This is a genomic window from Mesorhizobium subarcticum, assembly GCF_055456085.1.
In genome coordinates this window covers 1,767,247-1,790,454 of record NZ_CM144237.1, presented here as the reverse complement: position 1 = coordinate 1,790,454, position 23,208 = coordinate 1,767,247, and the positions used below count along the sequence as shown (strand labels likewise).

At 63.4% G+C, this 23,208-nt stretch carries 26 protein-coding genes and 1 tRNA gene; 11 read left to right on the top strand and 16 right to left on the bottom strand.

Going from position 1 to position 23,208, the window contains the following annotated elements:
- Positions 1 to 9: 9 nt before the first annotated feature.
- The 3 genes from ACZYHG_RS08680 to ACZYHG_RS08670 form a co-directional block, all read right to left on the bottom strand.
- A complete protein-coding gene (locus tag ACZYHG_RS08680) occupies positions 10 to 834 on the bottom strand; it encodes a carbohydrate ABC transporter permease (RefSeq protein WP_464613434.1) in 825 nt (274 codons plus the stop codon).
- A complete protein-coding gene (locus ACZYHG_RS08675; protein ID WP_464613433.1) occupies positions 831 to 1,700 on the bottom strand; it encodes a carbohydrate ABC transporter permease in 870 nt (289 codons plus the stop codon). Before ACZYHG_RS08675 ends, ACZYHG_RS08680 begins: the two co-directional genes overlap by 4 nt.
- A gap of 145 nt (positions 1,701 to 1,845) precedes the next feature.
- Complete coding sequence (locus tag ACZYHG_RS08670; RefSeq protein WP_464613432.1) at positions 1,846 to 3,078, bottom strand: ABC transporter substrate-binding protein; 1,233 nt, start codon at positions 3,076 to 3,078, stop codon at positions 1,846 to 1,848.
- Between the two features lie 183 nt (positions 3,079 to 3,261).
- Between ACZYHG_RS08670 and ACZYHG_RS08665 the strand changes: the two genes are divergently transcribed.
- From ACZYHG_RS08665 to ACZYHG_RS08655, 3 genes are all read left to right on the top strand, one after another.
- A complete protein-coding gene (locus ACZYHG_RS08665; RefSeq protein ID WP_464613431.1) occupies positions 3,262 to 4,032 on the top strand; it encodes an SDR family oxidoreductase in 771 nt (256 codons plus the stop codon).
- Positions 4,033 to 4,034: 2 nt separating this feature from the next.
- Positions 4,035 to 5,102, top strand: a complete 1,068-nt coding sequence (locus ACZYHG_RS08660; RefSeq protein ID WP_464613430.1) for an ABC transporter ATP-binding protein — start codon at positions 4,035 to 4,037, stop codon at positions 5,100 to 5,102.
- 65 nt (positions 5,103 to 5,167) lie between these two features.
- On the top strand, positions 5,168 to 6,049 hold the full coding sequence (locus tag ACZYHG_RS08655) for a MurR/RpiR family transcriptional regulator (protein ID WP_027031783.1): 882 nt from the start codon (positions 5,168 to 5,170) through the stop codon (positions 6,047 to 6,049).
- Between the two features lie 3 nt (positions 6,050 to 6,052).
- Here the strand turns inward: ACZYHG_RS08655 and ACZYHG_RS08650 are convergent, their stop codons facing one another.
- Together ACZYHG_RS08650 and ACZYHG_RS08645 are read right to left on the bottom strand one after the other, a co-directional pair.
- Entirely contained in the window at positions 6,053 to 6,376 is a 324-nt protein-coding gene (locus ACZYHG_RS08650) for a DUF167 family protein (RefSeq protein WP_464613429.1), read from the bottom strand.
- Between the two features lie 13 nt (positions 6,377 to 6,389).
- Positions 6,390 to 6,680: a YggT family protein gene (locus ACZYHG_RS08645; RefSeq protein ID WP_464613428.1), complete on the bottom strand. Its 291-nt coding sequence runs from the start codon at positions 6,678 to 6,680 to the stop codon at positions 6,390 to 6,392.
- 146 nt (positions 6,681 to 6,826) lie between these two features.
- On the opposite strand from ACZYHG_RS08645, the gene ACZYHG_RS08640 reads away from it, so the two are divergent.
- The 6 genes from ACZYHG_RS08640 (at position 6,827) to ACZYHG_RS08615 (ending at position 10,461) form a co-directional block, all read left to right on the top strand.
- Positions 6,827 to 6,902, top strand: a tRNA-Ala gene (locus tag ACZYHG_RS08640).
- 323 nt (positions 6,903 to 7,225) lie between these two features.
- Entirely contained in the window at positions 7,226 to 7,975 is a 750-nt protein-coding gene (locus ACZYHG_RS08635) for a helix-turn-helix domain-containing protein (RefSeq protein ID WP_464613427.1), read from the top strand.
- A gap of 516 nt (positions 7,976 to 8,491) precedes the next feature.
- Entirely contained in the window at positions 8,492 to 9,550 is a 1,059-nt protein-coding gene (locus ACZYHG_RS08630; RefSeq protein WP_464613426.1) for a SagB/ThcOx family dehydrogenase, read from the top strand.
- A 67-nt stretch (positions 9,551 to 9,617) separates the two neighbouring features.
- Complete coding sequence (locus ACZYHG_RS08625; RefSeq protein WP_464613425.1) at positions 9,618 to 9,869, top strand: hypothetical protein; 252 nt, start codon at positions 9,618 to 9,620, stop codon at positions 9,867 to 9,869.
- Positions 9,870 to 9,872: 3 nt separating this feature from the next.
- Complete coding sequence (locus ACZYHG_RS08620) at positions 9,873 to 10,112, top strand: hypothetical protein (RefSeq protein ID WP_464613424.1); 240 nt, start codon at positions 9,873 to 9,875, stop codon at positions 10,110 to 10,112.
- A gap of 28 nt (positions 10,113 to 10,140) precedes the next feature.
- Positions 10,141 to 10,461 (top strand): hypothetical protein, encoded by a 321-nt coding sequence (locus ACZYHG_RS08615; RefSeq protein ID WP_464613423.1) that lies wholly within the window; start codon positions 10,141 to 10,143, stop codon positions 10,459 to 10,461.
- Between the two features lie 58 nt (positions 10,462 to 10,519).
- Here the strand turns inward: ACZYHG_RS08615 and ACZYHG_RS08610 are convergent, their stop codons facing one another.
- The 4 genes from ACZYHG_RS08610 to ACZYHG_RS08595 are packed head-to-tail and all read right to left on the bottom strand — an operon-like array spanning position 10,520 to position 13,728.
- Complete coding sequence (locus ACZYHG_RS08610) at positions 10,520 to 11,461, bottom strand: TonB family protein (RefSeq protein ID WP_464613422.1); 942 nt, start codon at positions 11,459 to 11,461, stop codon at positions 10,520 to 10,522.
- Positions 11,458 to 11,904 (bottom strand): TonB system transport protein ExbD, encoded by a 447-nt coding sequence (gene exbD, locus ACZYHG_RS08605; protein ID WP_464613421.1) that lies wholly within the window; start codon positions 11,902 to 11,904, stop codon positions 11,458 to 11,460. The genes ACZYHG_RS08610 and exbD overlap by 4 nt, the downstream gene beginning before the upstream one ends.
- A 13-nt stretch (positions 11,905 to 11,917) precedes the next feature.
- Positions 11,918 to 12,886 (bottom strand): tonB-system energizer ExbB, encoded by a 969-nt coding sequence (exbB, locus tag ACZYHG_RS08600; RefSeq protein ID WP_464613420.1) that lies wholly within the window; start codon positions 12,884 to 12,886, stop codon positions 11,918 to 11,920.
- Positions 12,887 to 12,930: 44 nt separating this feature from the next.
- Positions 12,931 to 13,728 carry an ATP-binding cassette domain-containing protein gene (locus ACZYHG_RS08595; RefSeq protein ID WP_464613419.1) on the bottom strand — a complete coding sequence of 266 codons (798 nt, stop codon included), beginning with the start codon at positions 13,726 to 13,728 and terminating at the stop codon, positions 12,931 to 12,933.
- A gap of 275 nt (positions 13,729 to 14,003) precedes the next feature.
- On the opposite strand from ACZYHG_RS08595, the gene ACZYHG_RS08590 reads away from it, so the two are divergent.
- A complete protein-coding gene (locus ACZYHG_RS08590; RefSeq protein WP_464613418.1) occupies positions 14,004 to 14,675 on the top strand; it encodes a cysteine hydrolase family protein in 672 nt (223 codons plus the stop codon).
- 20 nt (positions 14,676 to 14,695) lie between these two features.
- Here ACZYHG_RS08590 and ACZYHG_RS08585 read toward each other — a convergent pair whose 3' ends face one another.
- Together ACZYHG_RS08585 and ACZYHG_RS08580 are read right to left on the bottom strand one after the other, a co-directional pair.
- On the bottom strand, positions 14,696 to 15,637 hold the full coding sequence (locus tag ACZYHG_RS08585) for an LLM class flavin-dependent oxidoreductase (RefSeq protein WP_464613417.1): 942 nt from the start codon (positions 15,635 to 15,637) through the stop codon (positions 14,696 to 14,698).
- A 137-nt stretch (positions 15,638 to 15,774) separates the two neighbouring features.
- Positions 15,775 to 15,930, bottom strand: coding sequence for a hypothetical protein (locus tag ACZYHG_RS08580; RefSeq protein ID WP_010912229.1), 156 nt, complete (start codon positions 15,928 to 15,930; stop codon positions 15,775 to 15,777).
- Positions 15,931 to 16,225: 295 nt separating this feature from the next.
- On the opposite strand from ACZYHG_RS08580, the gene ACZYHG_RS08575 reads away from it, so the two are divergent.
- Positions 16,226 to 16,993 (top strand): SDR family NAD(P)-dependent oxidoreductase, encoded by a 768-nt coding sequence (locus ACZYHG_RS08575; RefSeq protein ID WP_464613416.1) that lies wholly within the window; start codon positions 16,226 to 16,228, stop codon positions 16,991 to 16,993.
- Positions 16,994 to 17,070: 77 nt separating this feature from the next.
- Here ACZYHG_RS08575 and ACZYHG_RS08570 read toward each other — a convergent pair whose 3' ends face one another.
- The 5 genes from ACZYHG_RS08570 to pcaF all read right to left on the bottom strand — a co-directional run bounded on the left by ACZYHG_RS08570 (position 17,071) and on the right by pcaF (position 23,208).
- Positions 17,071 to 18,015: an ABC transporter permease gene (locus ACZYHG_RS08570; RefSeq protein ID WP_464613415.1), complete on the bottom strand. Its 945-nt coding sequence runs from the start codon at positions 18,013 to 18,015 to the stop codon at positions 17,071 to 17,073.
- A complete protein-coding gene (locus tag ACZYHG_RS08565) occupies positions 18,012 to 19,067 on the bottom strand; it encodes an ABC transporter permease (protein ID WP_464613414.1) in 1,056 nt (351 codons plus the stop codon). Before ACZYHG_RS08565 ends, ACZYHG_RS08570 begins: the two co-directional genes overlap by 4 nt.
- Positions 19,067 to 20,578 (bottom strand): ABC transporter ATP-binding protein, encoded by a 1,512-nt coding sequence (locus ACZYHG_RS08560; protein ID WP_464613413.1) that lies wholly within the window; start codon positions 20,576 to 20,578, stop codon positions 19,067 to 19,069. Before ACZYHG_RS08560 ends, ACZYHG_RS08565 begins: the two co-directional genes overlap by 1 nt.
- A 240-nt stretch (positions 20,579 to 20,818) precedes the next feature.
- Entirely contained in the window at positions 20,819 to 21,850 is a 1,032-nt protein-coding gene (locus ACZYHG_RS08555; protein ID WP_464613412.1) for a BMP family protein, read from the bottom strand.
- A 152-nt stretch (positions 21,851 to 22,002) separates the two neighbouring features.
- Complete coding sequence (gene pcaF / locus ACZYHG_RS08550; RefSeq protein ID WP_464614649.1) at positions 22,003 to 23,208, bottom strand: 3-oxoadipyl-CoA thiolase; 1,206 nt, start codon at positions 23,206 to 23,208, stop codon at positions 22,003 to 22,005.

Below are 23,208 nucleotides of genomic sequence, written 5' to 3'. Positions count from 1 at the left end.
CTGGAATTGCTATTTGACCGCCCCGAGCGCCAGCCCGCGCACGAGGTAGCGCTGCAGCCAGATGAACAGGATCGCCACCGGCAGCGTCGCCAGCAGCGTCGCCGCCATGACGTGGTGCCATTCGATCGTGTAGCGGCCGGCGACGAGAGAAAAGACCTGGATAGGCAGCGTGTAGCTTTCCTGGCTACGCAGCATGGTCAGCGCCACGACGAACTCGTTCCAGGCGTTGATGAAGGTGAAGATCGCGGTCACCGCGATCGCCGGCAGGCAGAGCGGCAGGAACACCTTGCGCAATGTCAGCCAGCGGCCGGCGCCTTCCATCCAGGCAGCTTCCTCGAGATCGCGCGGAATGGTGTCGAAATAGCTCTGCAGCATCCACACGGTGAAGGCGACGTTGAAGGCCATGTAGATGAAGCCCAGCGCCGTGGTCGATTCCACCAGCCCCCAGGCGGCCATCAGCCGGAACAGGCCGAGCACCAGCACGATCGGCGAGATCATCTGCGAGATCAGCAGGAACTGGCGGAAGGCACCGTAGCCGGCAAAGCGAAAGCGCGACATGGCGTAGGCGGCGGGAACGGAGATGAGGATCGCGCCGACAGTGGCGATGACCGAGACATAGAGCGAATTAGCCAGCGCCCGGCCGAAACCGGTCGCCACCCACATGTCGGAAAAGTTTGACCAGCGGAACTCGCTCGGCCACCATGTCGGCGACAGCACTTCCTGCCTTGGCTTGACCGCCGTGAGGAACATCACGGCGAAGGGAAAGATCGTCACCACGATCAGCGGCGCCAGCAGCAGCCAGGCGACAATGGTGCGTTTCAGCTTAGGCGTCATGCGCGCTGCTCCCGCATTGCCAACCGCACATAGATCATGGTGAAGACCAGCAATATGGCGAACATCACCAGCGACACCGCCGAGGCCTCGCCCAGTTTGCCGATGCGGAAGGCGAGCTTGTAGAGGTGGGTGACCAGGATGTCGGTCGAGTTGGCCGGCCCGCCCTGTGTCATCACCCAGATGATCGGGAACGAGTTGAAGACGTAGATGGTGTTGAGCACGATGGCGATGTTGATGAACGGTTTTAAGAGCGGAAAGGTGATCTCGCGGAACTGCTGCAGCGGCGTCGCCCCTTCGAGCGCCGCCGCCTCATAGAGATCGTCCGGGATCGACGACAGGCCGCCGAGGAAGATCGTCGTGGTGAACGGCACCGTCACCAATATGCCGATCAGCACCTGCATCGGGAAGGCGGTGCTGGCCTGCGCCAGCCACTGGATGTTGTGGTCGATGATGCCGAGGCCAAGCAGCGCCGAATTCAGCATGCCGCTTTCGCCGCTCAGCGCCCAGCGCCAGACCACGGCCGTCATGGTCAGCGACACCGCCCAGGGCAGCATGATGATGACACGGGCAATGCCGCGGCCATAGAAATCGGTGTTGAGGATCATCGCCACCGGCACCGACAGCAGCAGCGCGCCGCCGACCACCAGCACGGTCCAAAGGCCGGTGCGCCAGAGTGCCGCCACGAAGTCAGGATCGGCGGCAAGTGCCGCGAAATTGGCAAGGCCGCTGAACTCGCGCAGCTGGCCAAAGCGGTTGACGTCATGCGTCGCGATCTGGATCAGGTCCCAGACCGGCCAGAAGATGACCACTGCCGCCAGGAACAGGCTGGGCAAGGTCAGGAGATAGGGCAAGAAACGATTTTGCATCGGCTGGCCTGCCTCGGCGCGTGGATCAGAAGTTTCCATGCGAATTTCGGATCCGCCGCACCAGGCGGGAAACCAAGGGAGTGGCGCGCCCCGCCTGAGTCTGGGGCGCGCCACGGGCGCAGGGAGATACGCCCTATTTGTTGAGCTACTTCTTCAGCACTGCATTGGCCTTGGCCGCCGCGTCCTTCAGGCCTGCCTCGGGGTCGCCGCCGAGATAGATCTTCTGCATCGCATCCGACGTGATCTGGGCGACTTCTTCCCAGCCCGGAATGACCGGCGCGAAGCGGGCGTCGGGCAGCAGCGCTGTGAAGGCGGCCAGATCCGCATTGTTGACGTAGTAATCCATCTTGGCCTCTTCCTTGTTCACCGGCAGGAAGCCTTCGCCTTGCGTGAACTTGGCGCGCTGCTCCTTGGTGAACAGGAAGTCCATCAGCTTCCAGGCCTCGTCCTTGTTCTTGGAGTTCTTGAACATGATCATGGAATCGGTGACGCCATAGGTGCCGCGCGCGCCTGTCGGACCGGCCGGGATGGCGGCGACGCCGTATTTCAGGGTCGGTGCCTCATCCTTGATCTGGTTGGACAGGAAAGGCGCGGTGATCATCATGCCGACCTTGCCCTGCTTGAACAGATTCTGCACGTCCTCGCGGTTGTTGGAGGTGACGCCAGGTTCGGTCAGCCCTTCGTCGATCATCGACTTATAGAGTTTGGCGGCTTCGAGCGCGCCCGGCGTGCCGAGGCCCGACGTACCATCCTTGTTGAGGATCTCGGTGCCCTGCGACCACATGGCGTAGTAGTAATAGACGTCGGTCTCGATCTCCTTGCCCTGCAGGCCGAACCCGAAGGTGCCGGAACCCAGCGCCTTGATCTTGCGCGCATCGTCCTGCAACTCGGTCCAGGTCGCCGGTGGCTTGGCGATGCCGGCCTTCTCGAACAGGTCCTTGTTGTAATACATGGCGCGCGCCGAAGCCGCGATCGGCAAGCCGTAGGTCTTGCCGCCCATGATCGATGGCGACAGGAAGGTCTCGATGAAGCGGCCTTTGAATTCGGGCGTGATATAGCCGTCGAGCGGCTCGGCGACATCCTGCTGCACGAAGTCGATCAGCCAGCGTGTGCCGATGATCGACAGGTCCGCATTGGTGCCGGCGGTGATGTCGGTGGTCAGCTTCTGCAGCAGCACATCCCACGGCACGACTTCGAACTTGACGGTGATGCCCGGATTGGCGGCCTCGAATTCCTTCTTGACCGCTTCGAAATACGGGCCGGTCTTGGCGCTGTATTCGGCGACGGTGACGCGCACTTCACCCGCTTCCGCCTGCGCCGCGAAGGCCAGCATGCTCATTCCGGCCATCAGGCCGACAGTCCATTTGGCAAGGTTCATCTGATCTCTCCCATTTTTGGTCCGCGCATATGCGCCCCTTGTGTCGGTAACTGACACAAGATTTATGTGACTTTCCTACATTATCGATGAATTGGCCGCATGCAAGCAGATTATCGTGTTGCTTAATTACATTCCGTTCGATACCCTGCCGGCATCCGCCTGACATGCTGGAGGAGCATCCCTGTGGTTTCGAGAGCCGAATTCGAAGGCAGGACTGCCGTTGTCACCGGCGCCGGCGGCGGCCTTGGCTCGGCCATTGTCGCGCTGCTGGCCGAGAGGGGCGCCCGCGTGGTCGGCTGCGACCAGCCGGAGGAGGCGCTGGCAAGCCCGCAGCTTGCTTCGCGCCATGCCTTCAACCTTCTCGACCGGGCGTCCATCGAGGCAGGGATCGCCGCTGTCCTCGACCGGGACGGCGTGCCCGACATCCTGATCAACAATGCCGGCTGGACACGTGCCGAGACGCTTGCCGCGCTCGACGCCGACAGAATAGAGCACGAGCTCGACCTCAATCTGACCGGGGTGATGACTTTCGCCGACCCACTGGTTAAGGCGATGGCCGCACGCGGTTCAGGCAGCGTCGTCTTCATCTCCTCCGTCAACGCCATCGCGCATTTCGGCAATCCCGCCTACGCCGCGGCCAAGGCCGGCATCAACGCCTATGCCAAATCGATCGCCGTCGAACTAGGCCGCAGCGGCGTGCGCGCCAATGTCGTCTGCCCCGGATCGATCCGCACCGCCGCCTGGGACCATCGCCTTGCCAAGGACCCTGAAATCCTTGGCAAGCTGCAGCGGCTCTATCCGCTCGGCCGCATCGTCAATGCCGCGGAAGTGGCGGAAGCGGTGGCTTTCCTTGCATCGGATCGCGCATCGGGCATAACAGGCGTGGTGATGCCCGTGGACGCCGGGCTGACCGCCGGCTGCCTGCCCTTCATCGACGACATTTTGGGAGCGTAACCATGACCGACGTCGAGTTCCGCGACCTGTCGAAATCGTTCGGGCAGCACAAGATCCTGGAAAACATCAGCCTCGACATCAAGAGCGGCGAGTTCGTGGTGCTGGTCGGCCCGTCCGGCTGCGGCAAGTCGACCTTGCTGCGCATGCTGGCGGGCCTGGAGACGATCACCTCTGGCGATCTCCTGATTGGCGGCATGCGCGCCAACGACCTGCCGCCGCAGCAGCGCAACATCGCCATGGTCTTCCAGTCCTATGCGCTGTTTCCGCATTTGAAGGCATCCGACAATATCGGTTTTGGCCCAAAGATCCGTGGCGAGAACCGCGCGGCCATCGACCAGAAGGTCAAGAAGGCATCCGGCGTCCTCAACCTGTTCTCCTATCTCGACCGTTATCCTCGACAGTTGTCGGGCGGCCAGCGCCAGCGCGTCGCCATGGGCCGCGCCATCGTACGCGAGCCGTCGGTGTTCCTGTTCGATGAACCGCTGTCCAATCTCGACGCACAGTTGCGCGTCCAGATGCGCACCGAGATCAAGGCGCTGCACCAGCGGCTGAAATCGACAATCGTCTACGTCACCCACGACCAGATCGAGGCCATGACCATGGCCGACCGCATTGTCGTCATGGATCGCGGCAGGATCCAGCAGGTCGGAGCGCCGCTGGAGCTCTATGACCGGCCGGCCAACAAGTTCGTCGCCGGCTTCCTCGGCTCGCCATCGATGAGTTTTGTGTCCGGAGCCCTCAAGACCACGCCTGACAAGGTCTGGTTCGAGTCGGCCGGCGGCGGGCGGCTTGCGCTTGCCGGCAAGACGGCGTCGGCGGGCAGCGCGGTGGAAGCGGGCATCCGGCCCGAGCACTTCATCATCGGCGAAGCGGCCGATGCCATGGCGCTCAAGGTGGATGTGGTCGAGCCTACGGGTTCCGAGACCCATGTTTATGGCGCCATCGGCGCCGACACGGTGCGCGCCGTGTTTCGCGACCGGGTGCCGGTCAGGCCGGGCGACCTGCTGCCGGTCTCGGTCGATCCCCGCAACATCCATCTGTTCGACAAAGCGACGGGCCTGCCGCTATAAGGCCTACCCCTGCGAAGGCGATGGCATGAAGACGAAGCGAGCAACATGAAGACGAAAACACGGGCATGAAGACGCCGGCCGACATCATCACGCGGCTGCAGCTGATGTCGCAGGACGGCACCAAATCGGACCGCCGGCTGGCCAGCCTCGTTCTGTCCGACCTCGACTTCGCCTCCAAGGCGGCAATCTCCGAGATTGCCGCGCGCGTCGGGGTCAGCGAACCGACGGTCACTCGCTTCTGCCGCAATCTCGGCTGCGAGGGCCTGCGCGATTTCAAGTTCTACCTGGCGCAGGCCATCGCCATCGGCGGCCAGTATCTCTCGCCCGAGCCGCTGAGCCGCGACGCCCGCGAGCAGCGCATCGCCTCGGCCATCACCGAAGCCGCGATCTCAGCCATCCAGCGCGCCAGCGAGAACCTCGACATGACGACGCTGGTCGCTGTCGCCGAGCGGCTGGCGACGTCGGGCAATGTGCTGTGCATCGGCTCCGGCGGCATCTCCTCGATGATGGCGACCGAAATGCAGAACCGGCTTTTCCGGCTCGGCCTGCCGGTGCTGGCGCAGATCGATGGCCAGTTGCAGCGCATGTATGCCGCCGTTGCCACGCCAGACACCACGCTGGTCGCCTTTTCGGTATCCGGCTATGCGCGCTCGGTCATAGAGGCTGTGCAGGTCGCCCAGCAATATGGCGCCACCACGATCGCCGTCACTGCACCCGATTCAGCGCTGGCAAAGGCCGCTGACACGGTCATCCACCTGCAGCCGCTTGAGGACGGCAACATCTACAAGCCTACATCGTCGCGCTATGCGCTGCTGGCGATCGTCGACATGATCGTGACATCGGTTGCCGAGGCGCGTGGCCCCAAGGTGCTGGAGAATTTGCGCCGCATCAAGCAGAGCGTGAACACGCTGAAGGTCGACGATCCCCGCCTGCCGTTAGGCGATTGAACTTCAGCCGGAAGACTGGCCGCTGAGCGCTTCGACGTCCCGCGCCAGCATCTCGGGATCACCCAATATACGCAACGTCTTGAGCCGTGCGGTGCCGCCGGCGACGACCGAGACGGACGATGCCGGCACTCCCAGTGCCTTGGCGACCAGTTTCTGCAACGCTTGATTGGCGGCGCCGTTTTCCGGCACGGCGCGGACCCGCGCCTTCAAATGGCTTCGCCCGTCCGCCGATATTTCGACACCTTCGAACCTGTCCACGGAAGATTTTGTTGTCAGCCGCACAAACAGGTCGATGCCGTTCTCGCGGATGCGAAACGGCGTGCTCATGCGACCGTCGGGCTCACAGCACCAGCGGCGCTACCGTGGTGAGAATGAACTGCCTGATGAAGAACAGGAGCAAGAGCAGGATGATCGGCGAGATGTCGACGCCGCCAAGATCCGGCATGAAGCGGCGGATCGGCCGCAGCGCCGGTTCGGTCAGCCTGTAGAGCATGTTGCCGATGCTGCCGACGAACTGGTTACGCGAGTTCACGACGTTGAAGGCGTAGAGCCAGGAAAAGATCGCCGAGGCGATGATGATCCACCAGTAGAGGTCAAGCGCCATGACGATGGTTTGAATGAGGGCGAGCATGCCGGTCTCCGATTGTTGCCGACATGTAGCCATTGCGCGCCAAACCGGCAAGGGCCGGCAGCCACCGCGCCAGGCAACAAGGATTTCGGCAAAACGCCGCCTTGACAGAAATCCGCCGCGCCCCATAAATGCGCCATCCGTTGGACGGGGCTGTAGCTCAGCTGGGAGAGCGCGTCGTTCGCAATGACGAGGTCAGGAGTTCGATCCTCCTCAGCTCCACCAGCGGGATAATCGGTTTTCCACTTTTTGACTGACCGCCAAGGCTCGGGCACCGTCCGATACAGCCCGATGCGACGCGGCGCCGATACCCCAAAAAAAGGCCATATGTGATTTCGCACGATTCCGATGCACGGCAATTGTCAATTGGACTTATGGCGATGGCCGTTGCCGGATTGACGCTATTTTTTTTGGAAGCTGTCCCATTAGACTGGGGCTCTCAAATCAGTTTTTCTGTGTGTTGTGACAAGGCGTTTCGGCGGGGGCGACCGAAGGCGCTATATGGATTCTTGAGTCGAAATGAAGAATTCGCCTGCGAAAGCAACGCCGTGTCCATTCGCGAGAACCTCGCCGCAAATCTCCGACGGCTCTGCAAGGACCATGCTTCCGTTAGCGCGGTATGCCGTGAGTTGGGTATCAACCGTACGCAGTTCGAACGCTACCTGCAGGGCCAGACCGTTCCGAACAAGGCGACTGCGAAGCTGATTTGCGACTACTTCCGCATCGACGAAGCGGAACTCTACCGGGACCCTGGCGCTCCCGAGCCCAGGGCTCCCGGTCTGCCGCCGATTTCGGAAAGCCTGTTCAACCAGATGATCCGCCCACCCGCCCCTTCGATCGCGGGCGGCACCTATTTCACCTACTTTTCGATCCCGGCTCGTCCCGATCTCTTGATGCGGTCAGTGACGTTCGTGCGTCGCGAGGCTGAACTGGTCACATTCCGCCGGGTCACCGGATGGTCGGAGCGGCGTGGCTCGACATGGGCGCGGGCGCGCGGCAACCACTATGGCGTGGCGATCTCGCGCCTGAACTGGATCTATTTCAGTGGCGTCAACCGCCGCCAGACCGGTGAACCATCGCTGATCTCGGTGCAATGGGCTCCCATCTCCGAACCGGTGCTGATAGGCAAGGCAATGCTTCTGACCGAGGCCGGGCCGGCATTCGTATCGGTCATCATGCGCCAGGATATGTCCAATATCCGGCCCAGGCATGCGATCCGCATGGCGCATGTCGTCAGGCTTGACGACCCGGGCATCGATCAACTCGTCGCCAGCCTTGCCCGGGACTGGCTGGGCTAAAGCGCTCGTCGCGTCGCAACGAATGCGGCGACGCGCTTCAGTCCTCGTTTCCATCCGCTATGTCCCCCAAAGCCGGAGGGTGCCTTTGCGCGTCATCCGGCAGCCGCTCGCTTACGCTAAATAAGAATAAGAATATCCCGAAAAAGCGTATGCTTTCGATTGCCTACTCCATATCTGAGCAAAATCGATTTTTTAGACTTTATGGTCAAGAAAGATATTTTAGATCACGTTGGCTTTACTACAATTTTAACAGACCATTAACTCTTTCGAACTTACCTTTCTTCTCGCGGATCCCGCTGTGGGGATCTTTCAACAGATCCCATTGCGGGGTCGGGAAAGGGACGAAAATGGCCAAGAAAGTAACCAATGCCCCGAAGCTGACGGTCGCCGCGGGTACGCAGACCGTCTTCTTCTCGCAGGGCATGCACTACAACAAGCGCTGAAGCCGCTCCGCGCCGACAGGCTATCGCCTTGTCGGCGCCTCGCTCTTGCAAAACGGCATTCAGCATCATGAAAATGCGCTCTTCAAAAACGCTTGTCTTCTACCCCGGGACCAACAAGGTCACGGCGTGCAATTTCCTGACCAGAAGCGTCTTCGAATGCAGCCCGGAGGTGATTGGTCTTCTGGCATCCTGGGATGACTGGGCCTCCGCCGCACAGATCGCGCGCGCCCATGGATGGTCGAAGGCCGAGCTGGATGCCGTCGTGCCGCAATTGCTGGATTTTTCCGCGCTGGTCACCGCCGGCTCGCCGCTGGCCGAACGGGAGACACAGTTCTCCGGGCAATGGGGTTGGGGCATCCCGACCGCGCTGATGCATTTCTGCGTCCAGGACTCAGAGTTCATGACCATCGAACAGGCGGAGTCACGCCAGATCGAACGCGCCGGTCACGTCGCGCAACCCGACCTCCTGCTCAAGAACGCCACGGGCGCCATCCGGCTGCCGAATGCACTCGACGACAACGAACTCCTGACCTTGATGGCGCGGCGCCGCACCAACCGCACCGCGGCCGCCCCCACCATCACCGCGCAGCAGCTCTCCGACTGTCTGTTCGCGGGCATGGGCATTACCGGTGAGACCAGCAACTGCGTCGGCGCCCTGCCGCTGGGCATGACCCCTTCGGGCGGCGCCCGGAACCCCTATGAAGCCTATGTGGTAGCACTTGGTGTCGAGGGTCTGGAGCCCGGCGTCTACCACTATTCCGCCGTCGATCATGATCTCGGCAGGATCCAGGCCAACCATCTGCCGAAGATCTCCGAACTTGTCGGCGGCCAGGAATGGGCGGATGCCATGCCTTGCCTGATCCTGCTTTGCGCCAGGCTCGACCGCACCATGTGGAAATATGAGGATGCCAACGCCTACCGCGTCGTGCTGATCGAGGCTGGCCATATCGGCCAGAACGTGATGTTGGCCGCGACCAAGCATGGCTTGTCGGCTTGTCCCACGGCGGCGCTCAGCCATTCGGCGATCAACCGCCTTCTCGGCCTCGACCGCCTCACAGACGCGCCGATCTATGCGTTGACCCTCTCGACCTCGGAACCAAGCCCGCATTCGGCGGGTCAGTCGATCAATTAGCCGTCTTATTATGTCTGTTGTATCCAGTACGCTTTCTCTGAGTTCCACCAGATGACAGGAGCAGACCGTGCCAAATCAGACCCTACGTCAGTCAGAGATCGATAGTCTTCAATACATCGCATCGATGAGCAATGAGCTGGTGCAGATGGCCGAAGCAAGCCGTTTTCCCATGATCTCCTATCTCTTGGGCATGGCCTATGCCGAAGCCTTCGATGTCCTGCGCGGCGCACGGCCGGCGAGGCATGCGCAGCTCAGCGGCAACCCGATGCATTCCAAGGCCAATGCAAAGGAAAGCCACGCTCAGCCAAGGAGAGCGTAGCGGATGCAACCGTCAGCCCTATGCGCGCCGGCCGGCTCGCGGCCGAACCGGTGGGAGACAGTCTGTGCGCTGCAAAGCCTGCTCCCCCTCCTGAACAAGGCCGCCGCCGACCTCGGTCATGCCGAAATGGTCTACTGGTTCGAACAGGCCGACGCTGAGGTCGCCAACATCATCCGGGGCCAGCCATCCGATATGACAGCGATTCCGACCTTGATCGCCGCTAGCCCGCAACATCGACATTAATGCACGCAGATTTGAGGGGGACCCGCCGATGAACATGATCGCAACCATCAGCAGCGCCGACGCCAGCGACAGCATTTTCGGCCAGCTCCGAGCCTTGATCGCCCGCCGTCCGGCATCACCGGATAGCGCGCGCATCGAAGCCCGCCAGCTCGTCTCGATGGCAATGGCCGACACCTGGCAGGCCGACAGCCTGTGGGGCGCGGCGGATGCCTTTCACGCGCATTTCGACTTCATGATGCAGACCATCGAGATCAATGGCGCCGAAGACCCGAACCTCAGGACGCTGCGCACCAAATGCCGCTTCTACCTGGAACAGGTCCAAGCGCTGTGCCAGTCGATGAGCCGCTGATCGGTCACTGTCTGCGCGAGGGCCAATGGCACTACCGTTTCGGTGCCCTCAGGACACGCTAATCGCGCAAGTTGAAGACGAACGGCGCCGTGCGGCTTTGGCGCCCACCAAGCTCAGGCGGGGGTGCTGGAACGGAAGCTCCCTGAAGCACGGAAAGTGCCGCGCGATCCAGGTCCGCATTGCCGGAGGAACGGGTCAATCTGGCAGACAGCACCCGGCCGGACGAGTCGACTGTAAACGTTACGTATGCACTGCCTTCGGCGCGTTGGGCTCTCGCCGCACTCGGATAGCGCGTATGTCGATTGATCCATGAGCGCAGTCTTGAATCCCATTTGCTGGAGTCGCCGGATCGCCCCGTCGCTTCCGCCGATTTCGGCGCTGCTGTCTTGGCCGCGGCCTTGGCATCGGCGCTGGCGGCGGCTACCGTTTTGGGCGGCGCCGCTTTTTCCTTCTTGGGTTTAGGCTTGTCGACAGGCTTTTTAGCCTTGGCCTCAACCGGTTTCTTGTCCTTCGGCACCTCGACCGGCTTCGGCTGAGGCAACGGAACGACCACATCGGGGGCGACGGCCTCGACAATGTCCGGGGTCACCTCATCCAGCGGTAGCTGATCGATCGGCTCGGCCATTTCGGTCTGGGTGGGCTCGGTCTCGTCGGGCGCAACCGCTTCCGGCTGTTCGACAATCGGTTCAGCCTTCTCGACCTGCTCAGGTGTCGGTTCCGTCGTCGGTGTTGGCGTTGGCTCGCTCTGGTCAGGCGTCACCGCATCCAGCGCCGCGACCTGTTCCTCCACAGCCGGCATCACCGTCATCGGCGCCATCTCAATCACCTGGGCTGGTGGCGGGCCGCCATCCGCTTCATTCACCATGCTGAAGTTCTGCACGGCATAAGCAACCGCAACATGCGCTCCGAGGACCAAAGCGGCCGCCCCCACCCACAGACCGAGATCGCGCCAGCGAAGGCGCGACAGCTCTACCGTGGGAGAACCGGCCGATTGCGTCATGGCATCACGGTTCCCGTCGTCGCGGGTGCCGCCTCCAGGCCGACCAGCGCGATCTTCAGGTAACCGGCGCCACGCAAAAGGTTCATCGCCTCCATCAGGTCGCCATAGGCGACCGCTTTGTCGGCACGCAGGAAGATACGCGTCTGCTTGTCGCCCTTTGTCCTGCTGTCCAGCGTGGCGGCGAAGGCCGGGCGCGGCACCGTGTCGTTACCGATCGCCAGCGTAAGGTCGTCCTTCAAGGTCAGGAACAGCGGCGTCTCCGGCCGCGGCGCGGGTGTCGCCGTCGAGCCCGGCAAGTCGACATTGACATCCACCGTTGCCAGCGGTGCCGCGACCATGAAGATGATCAGGAGCACCAGGATGACGTCGATGAAGGGCGTGACGTTGATCTCGTGGCTCTCCTCGAGATCGTCGTCCATGGTCTGTCGGATTCTGCTTCCCATGGCGTCGCTCCCGCTACTCCGCCGCCAGCGCCGTCGCCGGCGCTATCGTGCGGAAATCGAGGTCGCGGCTGACCAGCCGTTCGACGCCGGCCGAGGCATCGGCGAGGATCTGCCGGTAGCCGGCTATCGAGCGGGCAAAGACATTGTAGATCACCACCGCCGGAATTGCCGCGACGAGGCCCATGGCGGTGGCCAGCAGCGCTTCGGCGATGCCCGGCGCGACCACGGCGAGATTGGTGGTCTGCGCCTGCGAAATGCCGATGAAGGCGTTCATGATGCCCCAGACTGTGCCGAACAGGCCGACGAAAGGCGCGGTGGAACCGATCGTCGCCAGCACGCCGGTGCCGCGCGACATGCGCCGCGACGCCGCCGCCTCGATGCGCGACAGGCGCGAGCTCACCCGTTCCTTCAACCCGTCGCCGGACACATGGTCAAGCGCGCCGGCCGAAAGCGCGGTCTCGTCTTGCGCTGCCTTGACCAGAAGCGCGCCGGGGCCGCCGCTGCGGTCGAGCGCGCGGCTGGCCTGCTTCAGCGTGGCGGCATCGCCGATCGCCCGGACGGCGCGGCGGATGCGCAGCTTGCCGCCGAAAATCTCCAGCGATTTTGCCAGCCATATCGTCCAGGTGACGAGCGACGCGAAAGCCAGTCCGATCATGACCGCCTTCACGATGATGTCGGCGGCCATGAACATGCCCCATGGCGACAAATCGTGCGGCAGGTTCAGCTCCATTCTTCCGGCGGCCTCGGCCGGCACTGCTGCGCCCGGCTGGCCGGCCGGCGGCGCCGGCGCCATCGTGGCCGGTGCGGCTGCCGCCGGTGTGGCGGGCGCTGATTCGGCTGGAGCAGCGGGTGCGGCTGCAGTGGGCGCGGCCCGGGCCGCGATCGCAGGGGCAGCGCCGGCCGGTTGCTCCTGGGCGGTCGCGCTGCCGCCCGCCAGGATCGCCGATGCGACCAACGCCGCCAACAAACCATGTCTAGACAACAGCTTCTTCCTTGTTCCCACAGCCGCCTCCGCGGCCGCGATCGTCATTGCACATAGCCGACTGGTTGGCCGGTGACCGGGTGCGCGAACACAGCCATCTCCACGCCGAAAATGCCCTTGAGCACGTCGCCCCGCATGATTTCGCCCGGTGTGCCGCGTGTCAGCAGCTTGCCTTCTTTGAGCGCGATCAACTCATCGCAATAGCGCGCCGCCATGTTGGGATCGTGCAGCACGACGACGACGCACAGGTCACGTTTGCGGCTGAGCTCCCTGACCAGCCCCAGCACCTCAACCTGATGGGCGATATCGAGCGCCGAGATCGGTTCGTCGAGCAGCATGACGCCGGCATTCTGCGCCACCAGCATGGCGAGCCAGGCGCGCTGGCGCTCGCCGCCGGACAATTCATCCACCAGACGGTCGGCAAAACCTTCCATGTCGGTCAGCATAAGCGCCTCCTCGACATGCCGTCGGTCTTCGCCGCTGAAACGGCCGAGCGCGCCATGCCAGGGATAGCGCCCGAGCGTTGCCAATTCGCGCACCGTCAGGCCGGTTGCCGCCGGCGTCGTCTGCGGCAGATAGGCGAGCGCGCGGGCAAGCTCGCGTGCGCCCCATTGCGGCAGCGGCCGTTTGGCGAAGGTGATGGCCCCTGAACTTGCCGGCTGCTGGCGGGCCAGAAGCTTGATCAGCGTCGACTTGCCCGAGCCGTTGTGACCGATCAGCCCATAGACGCGCGAACGCTGCAGCTCGAGCGAGACGGGGCCGAGCAGCGTGCGTTCGCCGACGGCAAAGCGCACCGCATCGATATGGAAAGCGGTCTCGGTTTCAATTCCAGCCACGGTCATGGCTTTTCTCCAGTGCGGCCGCCCGCATGCCCAGAGTCTTTCTGGGTTTGGCAAGCCAATGCCCGGTTGACTATGAAACATGACTTTACTAGTCAACATTGAAGATGACTGCAACAGTCAACAAATCATTGCGACGGGCGCATAGCGAATGGCGCGACAACTGCCGGCAGGCGCCACGGCGCTCGGCAACTTCGCGTTTAGGCCATCACCCGGTAGACGACCGCGCCTTCGCCAGTCACGATGGGGCCTCGCAATCGGCGAGGAGAGAACCGCGGATGATCAAGGCAACACCTTTCGACTATCCCTATGACGGCAGGCTGGTGTCGGAAAACACGGCACTCATCGTCATCGACCTGCAGCAGGATTTCCTGTCGACGACAGGCTATTTCGCCAAACAGGGATATGACCCCACGCCGCTGCGCGCGGTCCTGCCCGCCGTGGACCGGCTGATCTCAGCCGCTCGCAAGGCCGGCGTCACCGTCATCCACACGAGGCAAGGCTATCGCGCCGACATGGCCGACATGACGCCTTACGAGAAATGGCGCCGCAAGCGCTCCGGTCTCGACGGCACCGACATCCTGCTGCGCTCAGGCGCGGGATTCCAGATCGTTCCGGAGATCGACGTCGCACCCGACGACATCATTGTCGACAAGACCTGCAACAGCGCCTTCACCTATACGGATTTTGAACTTGTGCTGCGCGCGCGAGGTATCACGCATCTGATGTTTTCCGGATGCACGACCGATGTCTGCGTCCACACCACGCTGCGCGAGGCCTGCGACCGCAATTTTCAGTGCCTGACGATCTCTGATGCCTGTGCCAGCGGCGACCAAAGGGCGCATGAGGCGGCGCTTCATATGGTGACGGTCGAGGACGGTGTTTTTGGCGCGCTGGCGGATTCTACGGCGGTGATAGACGGCCTGTCGCGGCTCGGCGACAGGCGTTAGACGACAGAAGATCGACAGGCTCAGCCCGCGGCGCGCGTCTCCAACCCGCCACGAGGCGCGTAGGCGCCTGGCTGGAATGCATCATGTTCGCGGCGCGACGGCGAGTTGCGCAGCAGGGCGAGCGTTTCCCGGCCGACTGTCGCGATCTCGCGCGGTGCGTCGACGCCGATGATCATGAATTCATCGATGCCGAGCCCGGCATAGGCAAGCAGCGACAGCGCGACCTGGGCCGGCGGCCCGGACAGGTCGACCGCCTTGTGGCCCGCGGCGGAAGCGCCCCGGTGGATCCGGACCGGAAGCGCGAAGCGCAGCTTGCCCGCCCGGCCATGTTCGGCAGCGGCACCGCGCGCACGCTCCATCAACTGCCGGACCTCATCGATCGAGCCAGGCGCCAGTTCGAAAACGTCGGCATGCCGGCCGGCCACTTTCAGCGCCGTTCCAGACTGTCCGCCCATGCGGATGACGAGGTCGGCGCCATGCGGACCCTTGCGCTCGATATAGCCGCCCTTGATGCTGTAGAAAGCGCCTTCATGGTCGAACGGCCGGTCGTTCGACCACAGCCGCTTGAGCAGCACCAGATATTCGTCGATGCGCTGCCAGATGACCGTGTGCCCGACCGGACGTGTTTCGGCGTCGTCGTCGTTCAGCGGCTCGCTGATCATCCTGAGCGCCAGCCGTCCGCCGCTTTTCGTGTCGATCGATGCCAGCTGGCGGGCCGCCACCGTCGGCTCGACCACGCCTGCCCAGTGGGTCAGCACGACCTCCAGCGATGAGGTACGATCCAGCACCTGGGCGGCAAGATCCATGTTGGTTAGCAGTCCGGCCGGATCGTCTACGACGATCTTCTGGAAGCCGCCGTCCTCGATCAGCCCAAGCTTGGTCGCCGTCTCGGCAAAATCGTAGAAGAAGGGAATGGCGGCAGCGGCGGTCTTGCAGGGGACATGCGTGAATTCGATCGGCATTGTCATCTCCTCCATCTCTGGAATCATGGATGCGGTGAAATTCAAACCACGGCCGCGCACAAACGCTCCGGGGTCCGGTTCATTCAACTCCGATTGCCTGATACAGCGGGGAAACTGGCCCCTGTCGATCCGGTGCCTTAGGGAATAAGGCCCAGAACAACGGCCCCGGTGAACACAAACGCAAGGGCAAAGACGAGATAGGCGAACGCTCCGGCATAGGCGGGGCGAAAGGTCTGAGCATTGGCCAGCCTCTGGCCGCTGCTGTCAGTCTGAGCGTTCTGGATATAGGACATATCGACCTCCGTCTCGCCCGTTAATCTATAAAACTTGTAGACTTTGTCGATTGCTATTTTCTGGCATTTATTGGAACGAATTTCTCTCCGTCGGAACAGAAAGGGTATTTCTTACCGGGATTCGACCCGTCCCGGGCTGTTCAGCTGACGCAAAAAGGCTGACAGATCACCGGCTTGCGGTGGTTTCAGGCCCATCGGCAGGGAATCCGCAGTCGCCGGTTGCTCGCTTGGCCATCCGGAGCGCAAGCGATAGCCTTGAAGAGAAAAAACCACTGAAACGGGACGGGAGTAAAAAATGGGCGAAAGACTGGCTGGCAAGATCGCCATCATCTCGGGCGGCGCGACGGGCATGGGCGGGGCTGCCTCGGAACTGTTCGCGTCCGAAGGCGCAAAGGTGGCGATCATCGACCGCAATGGCGAAGCGGCTGCGGCCACGGCTGCAGCGATCCGAGCGCGGGGACACATAGCCGAACACTGGGTGGCTGACGTGTCCGACGAGGCGCAGGTCGAGGCGGCGGTGAAGGGAGCGACGGCCAAGCTCGGCCCGGCCACGGTGCTGTTCAACCATGCCGGCACCATCGTGATAAAGCCGTTCCTGGAGACGACGGTGCAGGAATGGGACTGGCTGCATGCCGTCAATGTGCGCTCGATGTTCCTGATGACGCGCGCCGTGCTGCCCGGCATGATCGCGGCCGGCGGCGGCTCGATCGTCTGCACCTCGTCGATCTCGGCAGTGGCGGCCACCCCGATGGAAGTGCTCTACGACACCACCAAGGGCGCCTGCCACATGTTCGCCCGCGCCATCGCCGTCGAATTCCGCGACCGCAACATCCGCTGCAACGCTGTCTGCCCCGGCTTTATCAGGACGCCGCACGGCCTGCGAGAGGTTGCCGACCTCGGCAGGCTCGGCGTCGACGTCTCCGACGCGGCTCTTGCCGCGCAACAGGGGCGAATTGGCGAGCCGGAGGAGGTGGCGAAGGCGGCACTTTACCTCGCCAGCGACGAGTCCAGCTTCGTCAACGGCACGCATCTGTTCGTGGACAATGGCTTTACCGCGATGTGACGCGTCCCAAGGCCATCTTGGCGTCCTTCCTCTACCCCGTTGATCGGGGGAGAGGAGAGGACGGAAGGTCCACTCGTCTAACGCTCCTCGCGTCGGAATGGCTTCAACAGCGCCGACGGCGCCACCGCATTGCGCGACATCACAGCCATCGCGACGATGGTGAAGATGAAGGGCAGCATCAGGAACGTTTCGTAGGTGATATGCCCGAGCCCACTCGCCTGCATACGGAGCTGCAAGGCATCGACAAACGCGAACAGCAGCGCGGCCCCCGCCGAGCGCCAGGGATCCCAGCGGCCGAACACGACCAGCGCAATCGCCACCCAGCCACGCCCCGACACCACACCGAAGGTGAAGGCGTTGAACTGCGCCATCGACAGAAAGGCGCCGGCAAGCCCCATCAACGCACCGCCGAGAATGACCGCCTGGAAGCGTGTGGCAATGACGCTGACGCCGGCGGAGTCCGCCGCGCGCGGGTTCTCGCCGACCATGCGCACCGACAGGCCCCAGGGCGTGCGATAAAGCACGAAGGCGGCCAGCGGTATGGCGATGATCGCCATGTAGACCAGGGCGAACTGGTTGAACACCGCCGGCCCCAGCACCGGAATGTCGGACAACACCGGGATCGGCAGCGTCTGGAAACCCTTGATGCTGGGCGGCACCGATTGCTGGCCAAAGATCAGCCGGTAGAGGAAATAGGCGAGGCCCGACGAGAACAGGGTGACGCCAATGCCGCAGACATGCTGGCTGAGGCCAAGCGCCACGGTGAACAGCGCGTGCAGCGCGCCCATCAGCATGCCGGTCAGCACCGCCGCCAGCACGCCGAGCCACAGGCTGCCGCTGAGGCTGGTGGCGGTGAAGCCGGTCATGGCCGACAGCAGCATGATGCCTTCGATGCCGAGATTGAGCACGCCGGCCCGCTCGGAGAACATTTCGCCGAGCGTCGCGAAAGCCAGGGGCGTGGCGATGCGGATGATCGCTGCCAAAAAACCGACCTGAAAAATCTGTTCGAAGACCGCGCTCATTGGGAGGCCCCAACCCGGCGGATGCGGTAGGCTGTGAACAGCAGCGCCACCAGCATGGCAAGCAGCGCCGTGCCCTGAATGACATCACTGAGGAAGGCCGGCACACCGGTCGCCCGCGACATCGCCTCGGCGCCGGTCATCACGGCGGCCAGGAAGATCGCCGCCGGCACGACGCCGAGCGGATTGAGCCGCGCCAGCATGGCGACGACGATGCCCGAATAGCCGTAGCCCGGCGAGATGTCGCTCATCACCTGGAAATGCACGCCGCCCACTTCACCGACGCCGGCAAGCCCGGCGAGAGCACCCGACAGCAAGGCGGTCGAGAGCAGCACGCGCTCAACGTTGATGCCGGCGTAGCGTGCGGCTTCGGGATTCTCACCGGTGACCCTGATCCTGAAGCCGAGTGTGGTCCGCACGATCAGGAACCAGATCAAAGGTGCGGCGATCAGCGCTACCACAACGCCGAGATGCAGCCGCGTGCCTTCGATCAGCACCGGGAAGTTCGCCGAATCCTCGATCGGCGGCGAGATCGGATAACCGCTGAAGGAATCCTTCCATGGCCCTTCGATCAGCGCCATCAGCGCGTAGTAGATGACCGAGTTGAGCAGCAGCGAGCTGACGACATCATCGACCTTGAATTTTACCCGCAGTGTCGCTGGCACCAGCGCGACCGCGGCGCCCGCGGCAGCACCGGCGATTGCCATCAACAGCATGGCGAGCGGCCCCGGCATCGGAATGGCGCCGACAAAGCAGCTCGCCACCGCACCCGCAAGCAACTGCCCCTCGGCGCCGATGTTCCAGAACTTTGCCCGGAACGCGACGGCAACCGCCAGCCCGGTGAAGATCATCGGCGCCGCGCGCACCAGCGTTTCGGTGATCGCATAGCTGTCGCCAAGCGAGGCCGTGAACATCACGCCGTAGGATTCGAGCACGCCGGCACCGGCCAGCGCGATCAGCCCGCTGCACAGGATGAGCGTCGCCGCGATCGCCAGCAGCGGCAGCGCCAGGTTGAACCAGGCGGGCGTCGACGTGCGGACTTCCAGGCGAAACATCAGCTGTGGCCCTCCGCCCCGGTCATCAGCAGGCCGAGCCGCGCGATCGTCGCGTCAGTGCTGTCGAGCGTGCCGACGATGCGGCCCTCATACATCACCGCGATGCGGTCGCAGAGCACCAGCAACTCTTCGAGATCCTCACCGATGACGATGATGCCGCAGCCCTTGGCCCGCATGTCGAGGAATTTTTCATGGATGAAGCGGGCGGCACCGATGTCGAGGCCGCGCGTCGGCTGCGAGACGATCAAAACCCTGGGATCGAAGGCGAGTTCGCGCGCCAAAAGCGCCTTTTGCAAATTGCCGCCGGAGAGCGCGCCGGCGCGGGTCATCGGTCCGGGGCATCTGATATCATAGGCCTTGATCTGTGCCTCGGCAAAGGCGCGGATCGCGTCCGGCTTGAGCAGCCCCTTGCTACTGAAGGCGGCGGTGCCGATGCGGGGCAGCACCATGGAGTCGGCGAGCGGCAGATTGGTGACCAGGCCGGTGGTCATGCGGTCTTCCGGGATGCGGCCAAGGCCGAGCGCCTGCACCTCACGCGGCGAGAATCGTGTCACCTTGCTGCCGGCGATCGTCATCTGGCCGGTGTCGGGCGCGCGAACGCCCGAGATGACCTCCGCCAGTGCCCGTTGGCCATTGCCCGACACGCCGGCAATGCCGAGGATTTCGCCGGCACGAACGGCAAGCGACACATCGCGCAGCGTCGTGCCCGAATGCTTTGAGGTGGAAATGCCGTCGAGTGTCAGCACCGCTCCGCCCGGTGTCGATGGCCCCCTTGCCGGCGGCACGATCTCATGGCCGCACATCAATTGCGCCATTTCAGCCGATGTCGTGTTGGCTGGGTCATCGACACGACCGGCAACGCGACCGAGCCGCAGCACGGTGCAGCGATGCGTCAGCGCCCGCACCTCGTTGAGCTTGTGCGAGATGAAGATGATGCCGAGGCCTTGCGCTGCCATCGAGCGCAGCGCCGAGAACAGCCCGTCGACCTCGCTCGGCGCCAGCACCGCCGTCGGCTCGTCGAGGATCAACAGCTTGGCGCCGCGAAACAGCGCCTTGACGATTTCGAGCCGCTGCTGCTCGCCGACCGACAGCGCCGAGACCGGCAAGTCGGGATCCAGCGTCAGCCCATGCTGGCGGCCGATTTCAGCGAGCCGCGCCAGCCCGCCGGCGCGATCGATCCGCCCTGCCTTGCCGGGAATGCCGATGAGCAGATTTTCGAGCACCGTGAGCCTTGGCGCCAGGTGAAAATGCTGATGCACCATGCCGATGCCGGCAGCCAGCGCGTCGGCCGAACTGGTGATCCGCACCTTCTGGCCCTGGATGAGGATTTCGCCGGCATCCGGCGCATAGGCGCCGAACAGAACATTCATCAGCGTCGTCTTGCCGGCGCCGTTCTCGCCGAGGAGCCCGAGGATTTCGCCAGGCGCCACAGATAGGTCGACAGCCTCGTTCGCCTTGACGGCGCCGAAACTCTTGGTGATGCCGCGCATTTCGATGAGTGGGGCGGGCAAGGGTGCTCCCGAAGGGTTTGGCTTTGGGGGTTGGCTTACTGGGAGGGTCAACGCGGGGCCCCCCTCTCTGTCCTGCCGGACATCTCCCCCTCAAGGGGGGAGATCAGATGTCGTGTCGGCCTTCGCCAATTTTCCACGTCGCAGGAGAAGCGCCAAGACCGACGCTGCCAATCTCCCCCCTTGAGGGGGAGATGTCCGGCAGGACAGAGAGGGGGGCCTCGCGCCTCCCTCAACCAGGTCTCAATCCGAAACCGGCGTGTTCTCGTCGACATCCACCCGGAAATTGCCTTCGAGAATCTCGGCCTTCTTCTTCTCGACCAGGTCCTTGACCTCGGCCGGCAGCGTCTTGTCGAACTTGTGGTAGGGCGCGAGCGACGAGCCGCCCTTGGCCATGCGCGAGAAATCGCCATAGTCCTGCGCGGTGAAGACGCCGGCCTTGACCAGTTTGATCGCCTGCTCGACCGTCGGATACATGTCCCAGACCGGGCCGGTGATAACCGTATCGGGGCCGAGGCTCGACTGGTCGGACATGTTGGAGATGGCAAGGATTTTCTTGTCCACCGCCGCCTCGATGACACCGAAACGCTCGGCATAGATGACATCGACACCGGCGTCGATCTGGGCGACCGCCGCTTCCTTGGCCTTTGGCGGATCGAAGAAGGAGCCGATGAAGGAAACCTTCTTCTTGATGTTCGGATTGACCTCCTTGGCACCGGCAAAGAAGGCGTTGACCAGCCGGTTCACTTCCGGAATGCCCATCGCCGCGACGGCGCCGACCGTGCCCGACTTCGACATCTTGCCGGCAATGATGCCGGAGAGATAGGCGGGCTCGTGGATCCAGTTGTCGAAGACGCCGAAATTGGGTTCCGCCGGGCCGGCGCCTGAGCCGAACAGGAAGGCGGTCTTGGGAAACTGCTTGGCCGTGCGGCGCGACTCGCGCTCGGCCGCGAAGGCATCGCCCAGCACCAGCTGGTAGCCGCCTTGCGCATATTCGCGCATGACGCGGCTGAAATCGGCGGTCTGCACTTTTTCAGACCATTTGTATTCGATGCCGAGTTCCTTTTGCGCCTTCAGCAGCGCGACATGGACCTGATTGTCCCACGGCTCTTCGATCGGCGTGGCGAAGATCGCCGCCACCTTCAGCTTCTTGTCCTTGGCGAAGGCGGCGCCAGGCAGCATCGCCGCGGCGAGACCCAGCGCGCCCAGCTCCAGCACATTGCGCCGCGACAGCCCGTCGCGCTTTATCTGGAATTTGTTGTTCCGGTTTTCCATTGCATTCCCCTCTGTTCGACAGCCGTGTCGAGCCGGCTGTTCTAAAAATCAGACGGGGAACTATGGAACGGGTCCGGACTTTTGTCCACATGGTCAAATTTAGCGACGCGCCGAATCCGGTCCAGATTCTGGCCGGCCAAAAAAGCCTTCGGTCACACCCGTTCGAGCGCGATGGCGATGCCCTGGCCGACGCCGATGCACATGGTGGCCAGCGCATAGCGGCCACCGCGTTCGCGCAGTTCCAGCGCTGCAGTGCCGGAGATGCGCGCGCCGGACATGCCCAGGGGATGGCCGAGCGCGATGGCGCCGCCATTCGGGTTGACGTGCTCGGCATCCTCGGCGATGCCAAGCTGGCGCAGCACGGCGATGCCTTGCGAGGCAAAGGCTTCGTTGAGCTCGATGACATCGAACTGTTGTGGTGTCAGGCCAAGCCGCGCGCAGAGCTTCTGCGTCGCCGGCGCCGGGCCGATACCCATGATGCGCGGCGCGACACCGGCGGCGGCTCCGCCGAGAATGCGAGCGATCGGCGTCAGGCCGTATTTTTTCACTGCTGCTTCGGAAGCAACGACCAGCGCCGCCGCCCCGTCATTGACGCCGGACGCATTGCCGGCCGTCACCGTGCCACCCTGGCGGAACGGCGTCGGCAGTTTGGCCAGCGCCTCGACCGTGGTGCCCGCGCGGGGGTGCTCGTCCTTCGAGACAACAATTGCATCGCCCTTGCGCTGCGGGATCGTCACTTCAGTGATTTCCTTGGCCAGCCTGCCATTGGCCTGCGCGGCGACAGCCTTGTCCTGGCTGCGCACGGCAAAGGCGTCCTGGTCGGCGCGGGACACTGAAAAATCCTCGGCGACATTCTCGCCGGTCTCGGGCATCGAATCGACGCCATACTGCTTCTTCATCAGCGGGTTGACGAAGCGCCAGCCAATGGTGGTGTCGTAGATCTCGGCATTGCGCGAAAACGCCGTGTCGGCCTTGGGCATGACGAAGGGCGCCCGGCTCATCGATTCGACGCCGCCCGCGATCATCAATTCCGCTTCGCCAGCCTTGATGGCTCTGGCTGCGATAGTCAGCGCATCCATGCCCGAGCCGCACAGGCGATTGACGGTCGAGCCCGGAATTTCCTTTGGCAGGCCGGCCAGCAGCAGCGCCATGCGCGCGACGTTGCGGTTGTCCTCACCGGCCTGGTTGGCGCAGCCATAGACGACGTCGTCGATCGCCTGCCAGTCGATGCTGGCGTTACGCTCGGCCAGCGCCTTCAGCGGGATGGCGCCAAGGTCGTCGGCACGCACGGAAGACAGGGAACCGCCAAAGCGCCCGATCGGCGTGCGGACGTAGTCGCAGATATAGGCCTCGGCCAT

Bases quoted from the DNA above. Each gene is read 5' to 3' on its own strand.
- ACZYHG_RS08670 (WP_464613432.1), bottom strand. From the start codon at position 3,078: ATGAACCTTGCCAAATGGACTGTCGGCCTGATGGCCGGAATGAGCATG.
- ACZYHG_RS08580 (WP_010912229.1), bottom strand. From the start codon at position 15,930: ATGTCCTATATCCAGAACGCTCAGACTGACAGCAGCGGCCAGAGGCTG.
- ACZYHG_RS08680 (WP_464613434.1), bottom strand. From the start codon at position 834: ATGACGCCTAAGCTGAAACGCACCATTGTCGCCTGGCTGCTGCTGGCG.
- ACZYHG_RS08595 (WP_464613419.1), bottom strand. From the start codon at position 13,728: ATGACCGTGGCTGGAATTGAAACCGAGACCGCTTTCCATATCGATGCG.
- ACZYHG_RS08655 (WP_027031783.1), top strand. From the start codon at position 5,168: ATGAAGACGCCGGCCGACATCATCACGCGGCTGCAGCTGATGTCGCAG.
- ACZYHG_RS08615 (WP_464613423.1), top strand. From the start codon at position 10,141: ATGAACATGATCGCAACCATCAGCAGCGCCGACGCCAGCGACAGCATT.
- ACZYHG_RS08610 (WP_464613422.1), bottom strand. From the start codon at position 11,461: ATGACGCAATCGGCCGGTTCTCCCACGGTAGAGCTGTCGCGCCTTCGC.
- ACZYHG_RS08660 (WP_464613430.1), top strand. From the start codon at position 4,035: ATGACCGACGTCGAGTTCCGCGACCTGTCGAAATCGTTCGGGCAGCAC.
- pcaF (WP_464614649.1), bottom strand. From the start codon at position 23,208: ATGGCCGAGGCCTATATCTGCGACTACGTCCGCACGCCGATCGGGCGC.
- ACZYHG_RS08630 (WP_464613426.1), top strand. From the start codon at position 8,492: ATGCGCTCTTCAAAAACGCTTGTCTTCTACCCCGGGACCAACAAGGTC.
- ACZYHG_RS08675 (WP_464613433.1), bottom strand. From the start codon at position 1,700: ATGCAAAATCGTTTCTTGCCCTATCTCCTGACCTTGCCCAGCCTGTTC.
- ACZYHG_RS08620 (WP_464613424.1), top strand. From the start codon at position 9,873: ATGCAACCGTCAGCCCTATGCGCGCCGGCCGGCTCGCGGCCGAACCGG.
- exbD (WP_464613421.1), bottom strand. From the start codon at position 11,904: ATGGGAAGCAGAATCCGACAGACCATGGACGACGATCTCGAGGAGAGC.
- ACZYHG_RS08650 (WP_464613429.1), bottom strand. From the start codon at position 6,376: ATGAGCACGCCGTTTCGCATCCGCGAGAACGGCATCGACCTGTTTGTG.
- ACZYHG_RS08585 (WP_464613417.1), bottom strand. From the start codon at position 15,637: ATGCCGATCGAATTCACGCATGTCCCCTGCAAGACCGCCGCTGCCGCC.
- ACZYHG_RS08555 (WP_464613412.1), bottom strand. From the start codon at position 21,850: ATGGAAAACCGGAACAACAAATTCCAGATAAAGCGCGACGGGCTGTCG.
- ACZYHG_RS08590 (WP_464613418.1), top strand. From the start codon at position 14,004: ATGATCAAGGCAACACCTTTCGACTATCCCTATGACGGCAGGCTGGTG.
- ACZYHG_RS08570 (WP_464613415.1), bottom strand. From the start codon at position 18,015: ATGAGCGCGGTCTTCGAACAGATTTTTCAGGTCGGTTTTTTGGCAGCG.
- ACZYHG_RS08575 (WP_464613416.1), top strand. From the start codon at position 16,226: ATGGGCGAAAGACTGGCTGGCAAGATCGCCATCATCTCGGGCGGCGCG.
- ACZYHG_RS08565 (WP_464613414.1), bottom strand. From the start codon at position 19,067: ATGTTTCGCCTGGAAGTCCGCACGTCGACGCCCGCCTGGTTCAACCTG.
- ACZYHG_RS08645 (WP_464613428.1), bottom strand. From the start codon at position 6,680: ATGCTCGCCCTCATTCAAACCATCGTCATGGCGCTTGACCTCTACTGG.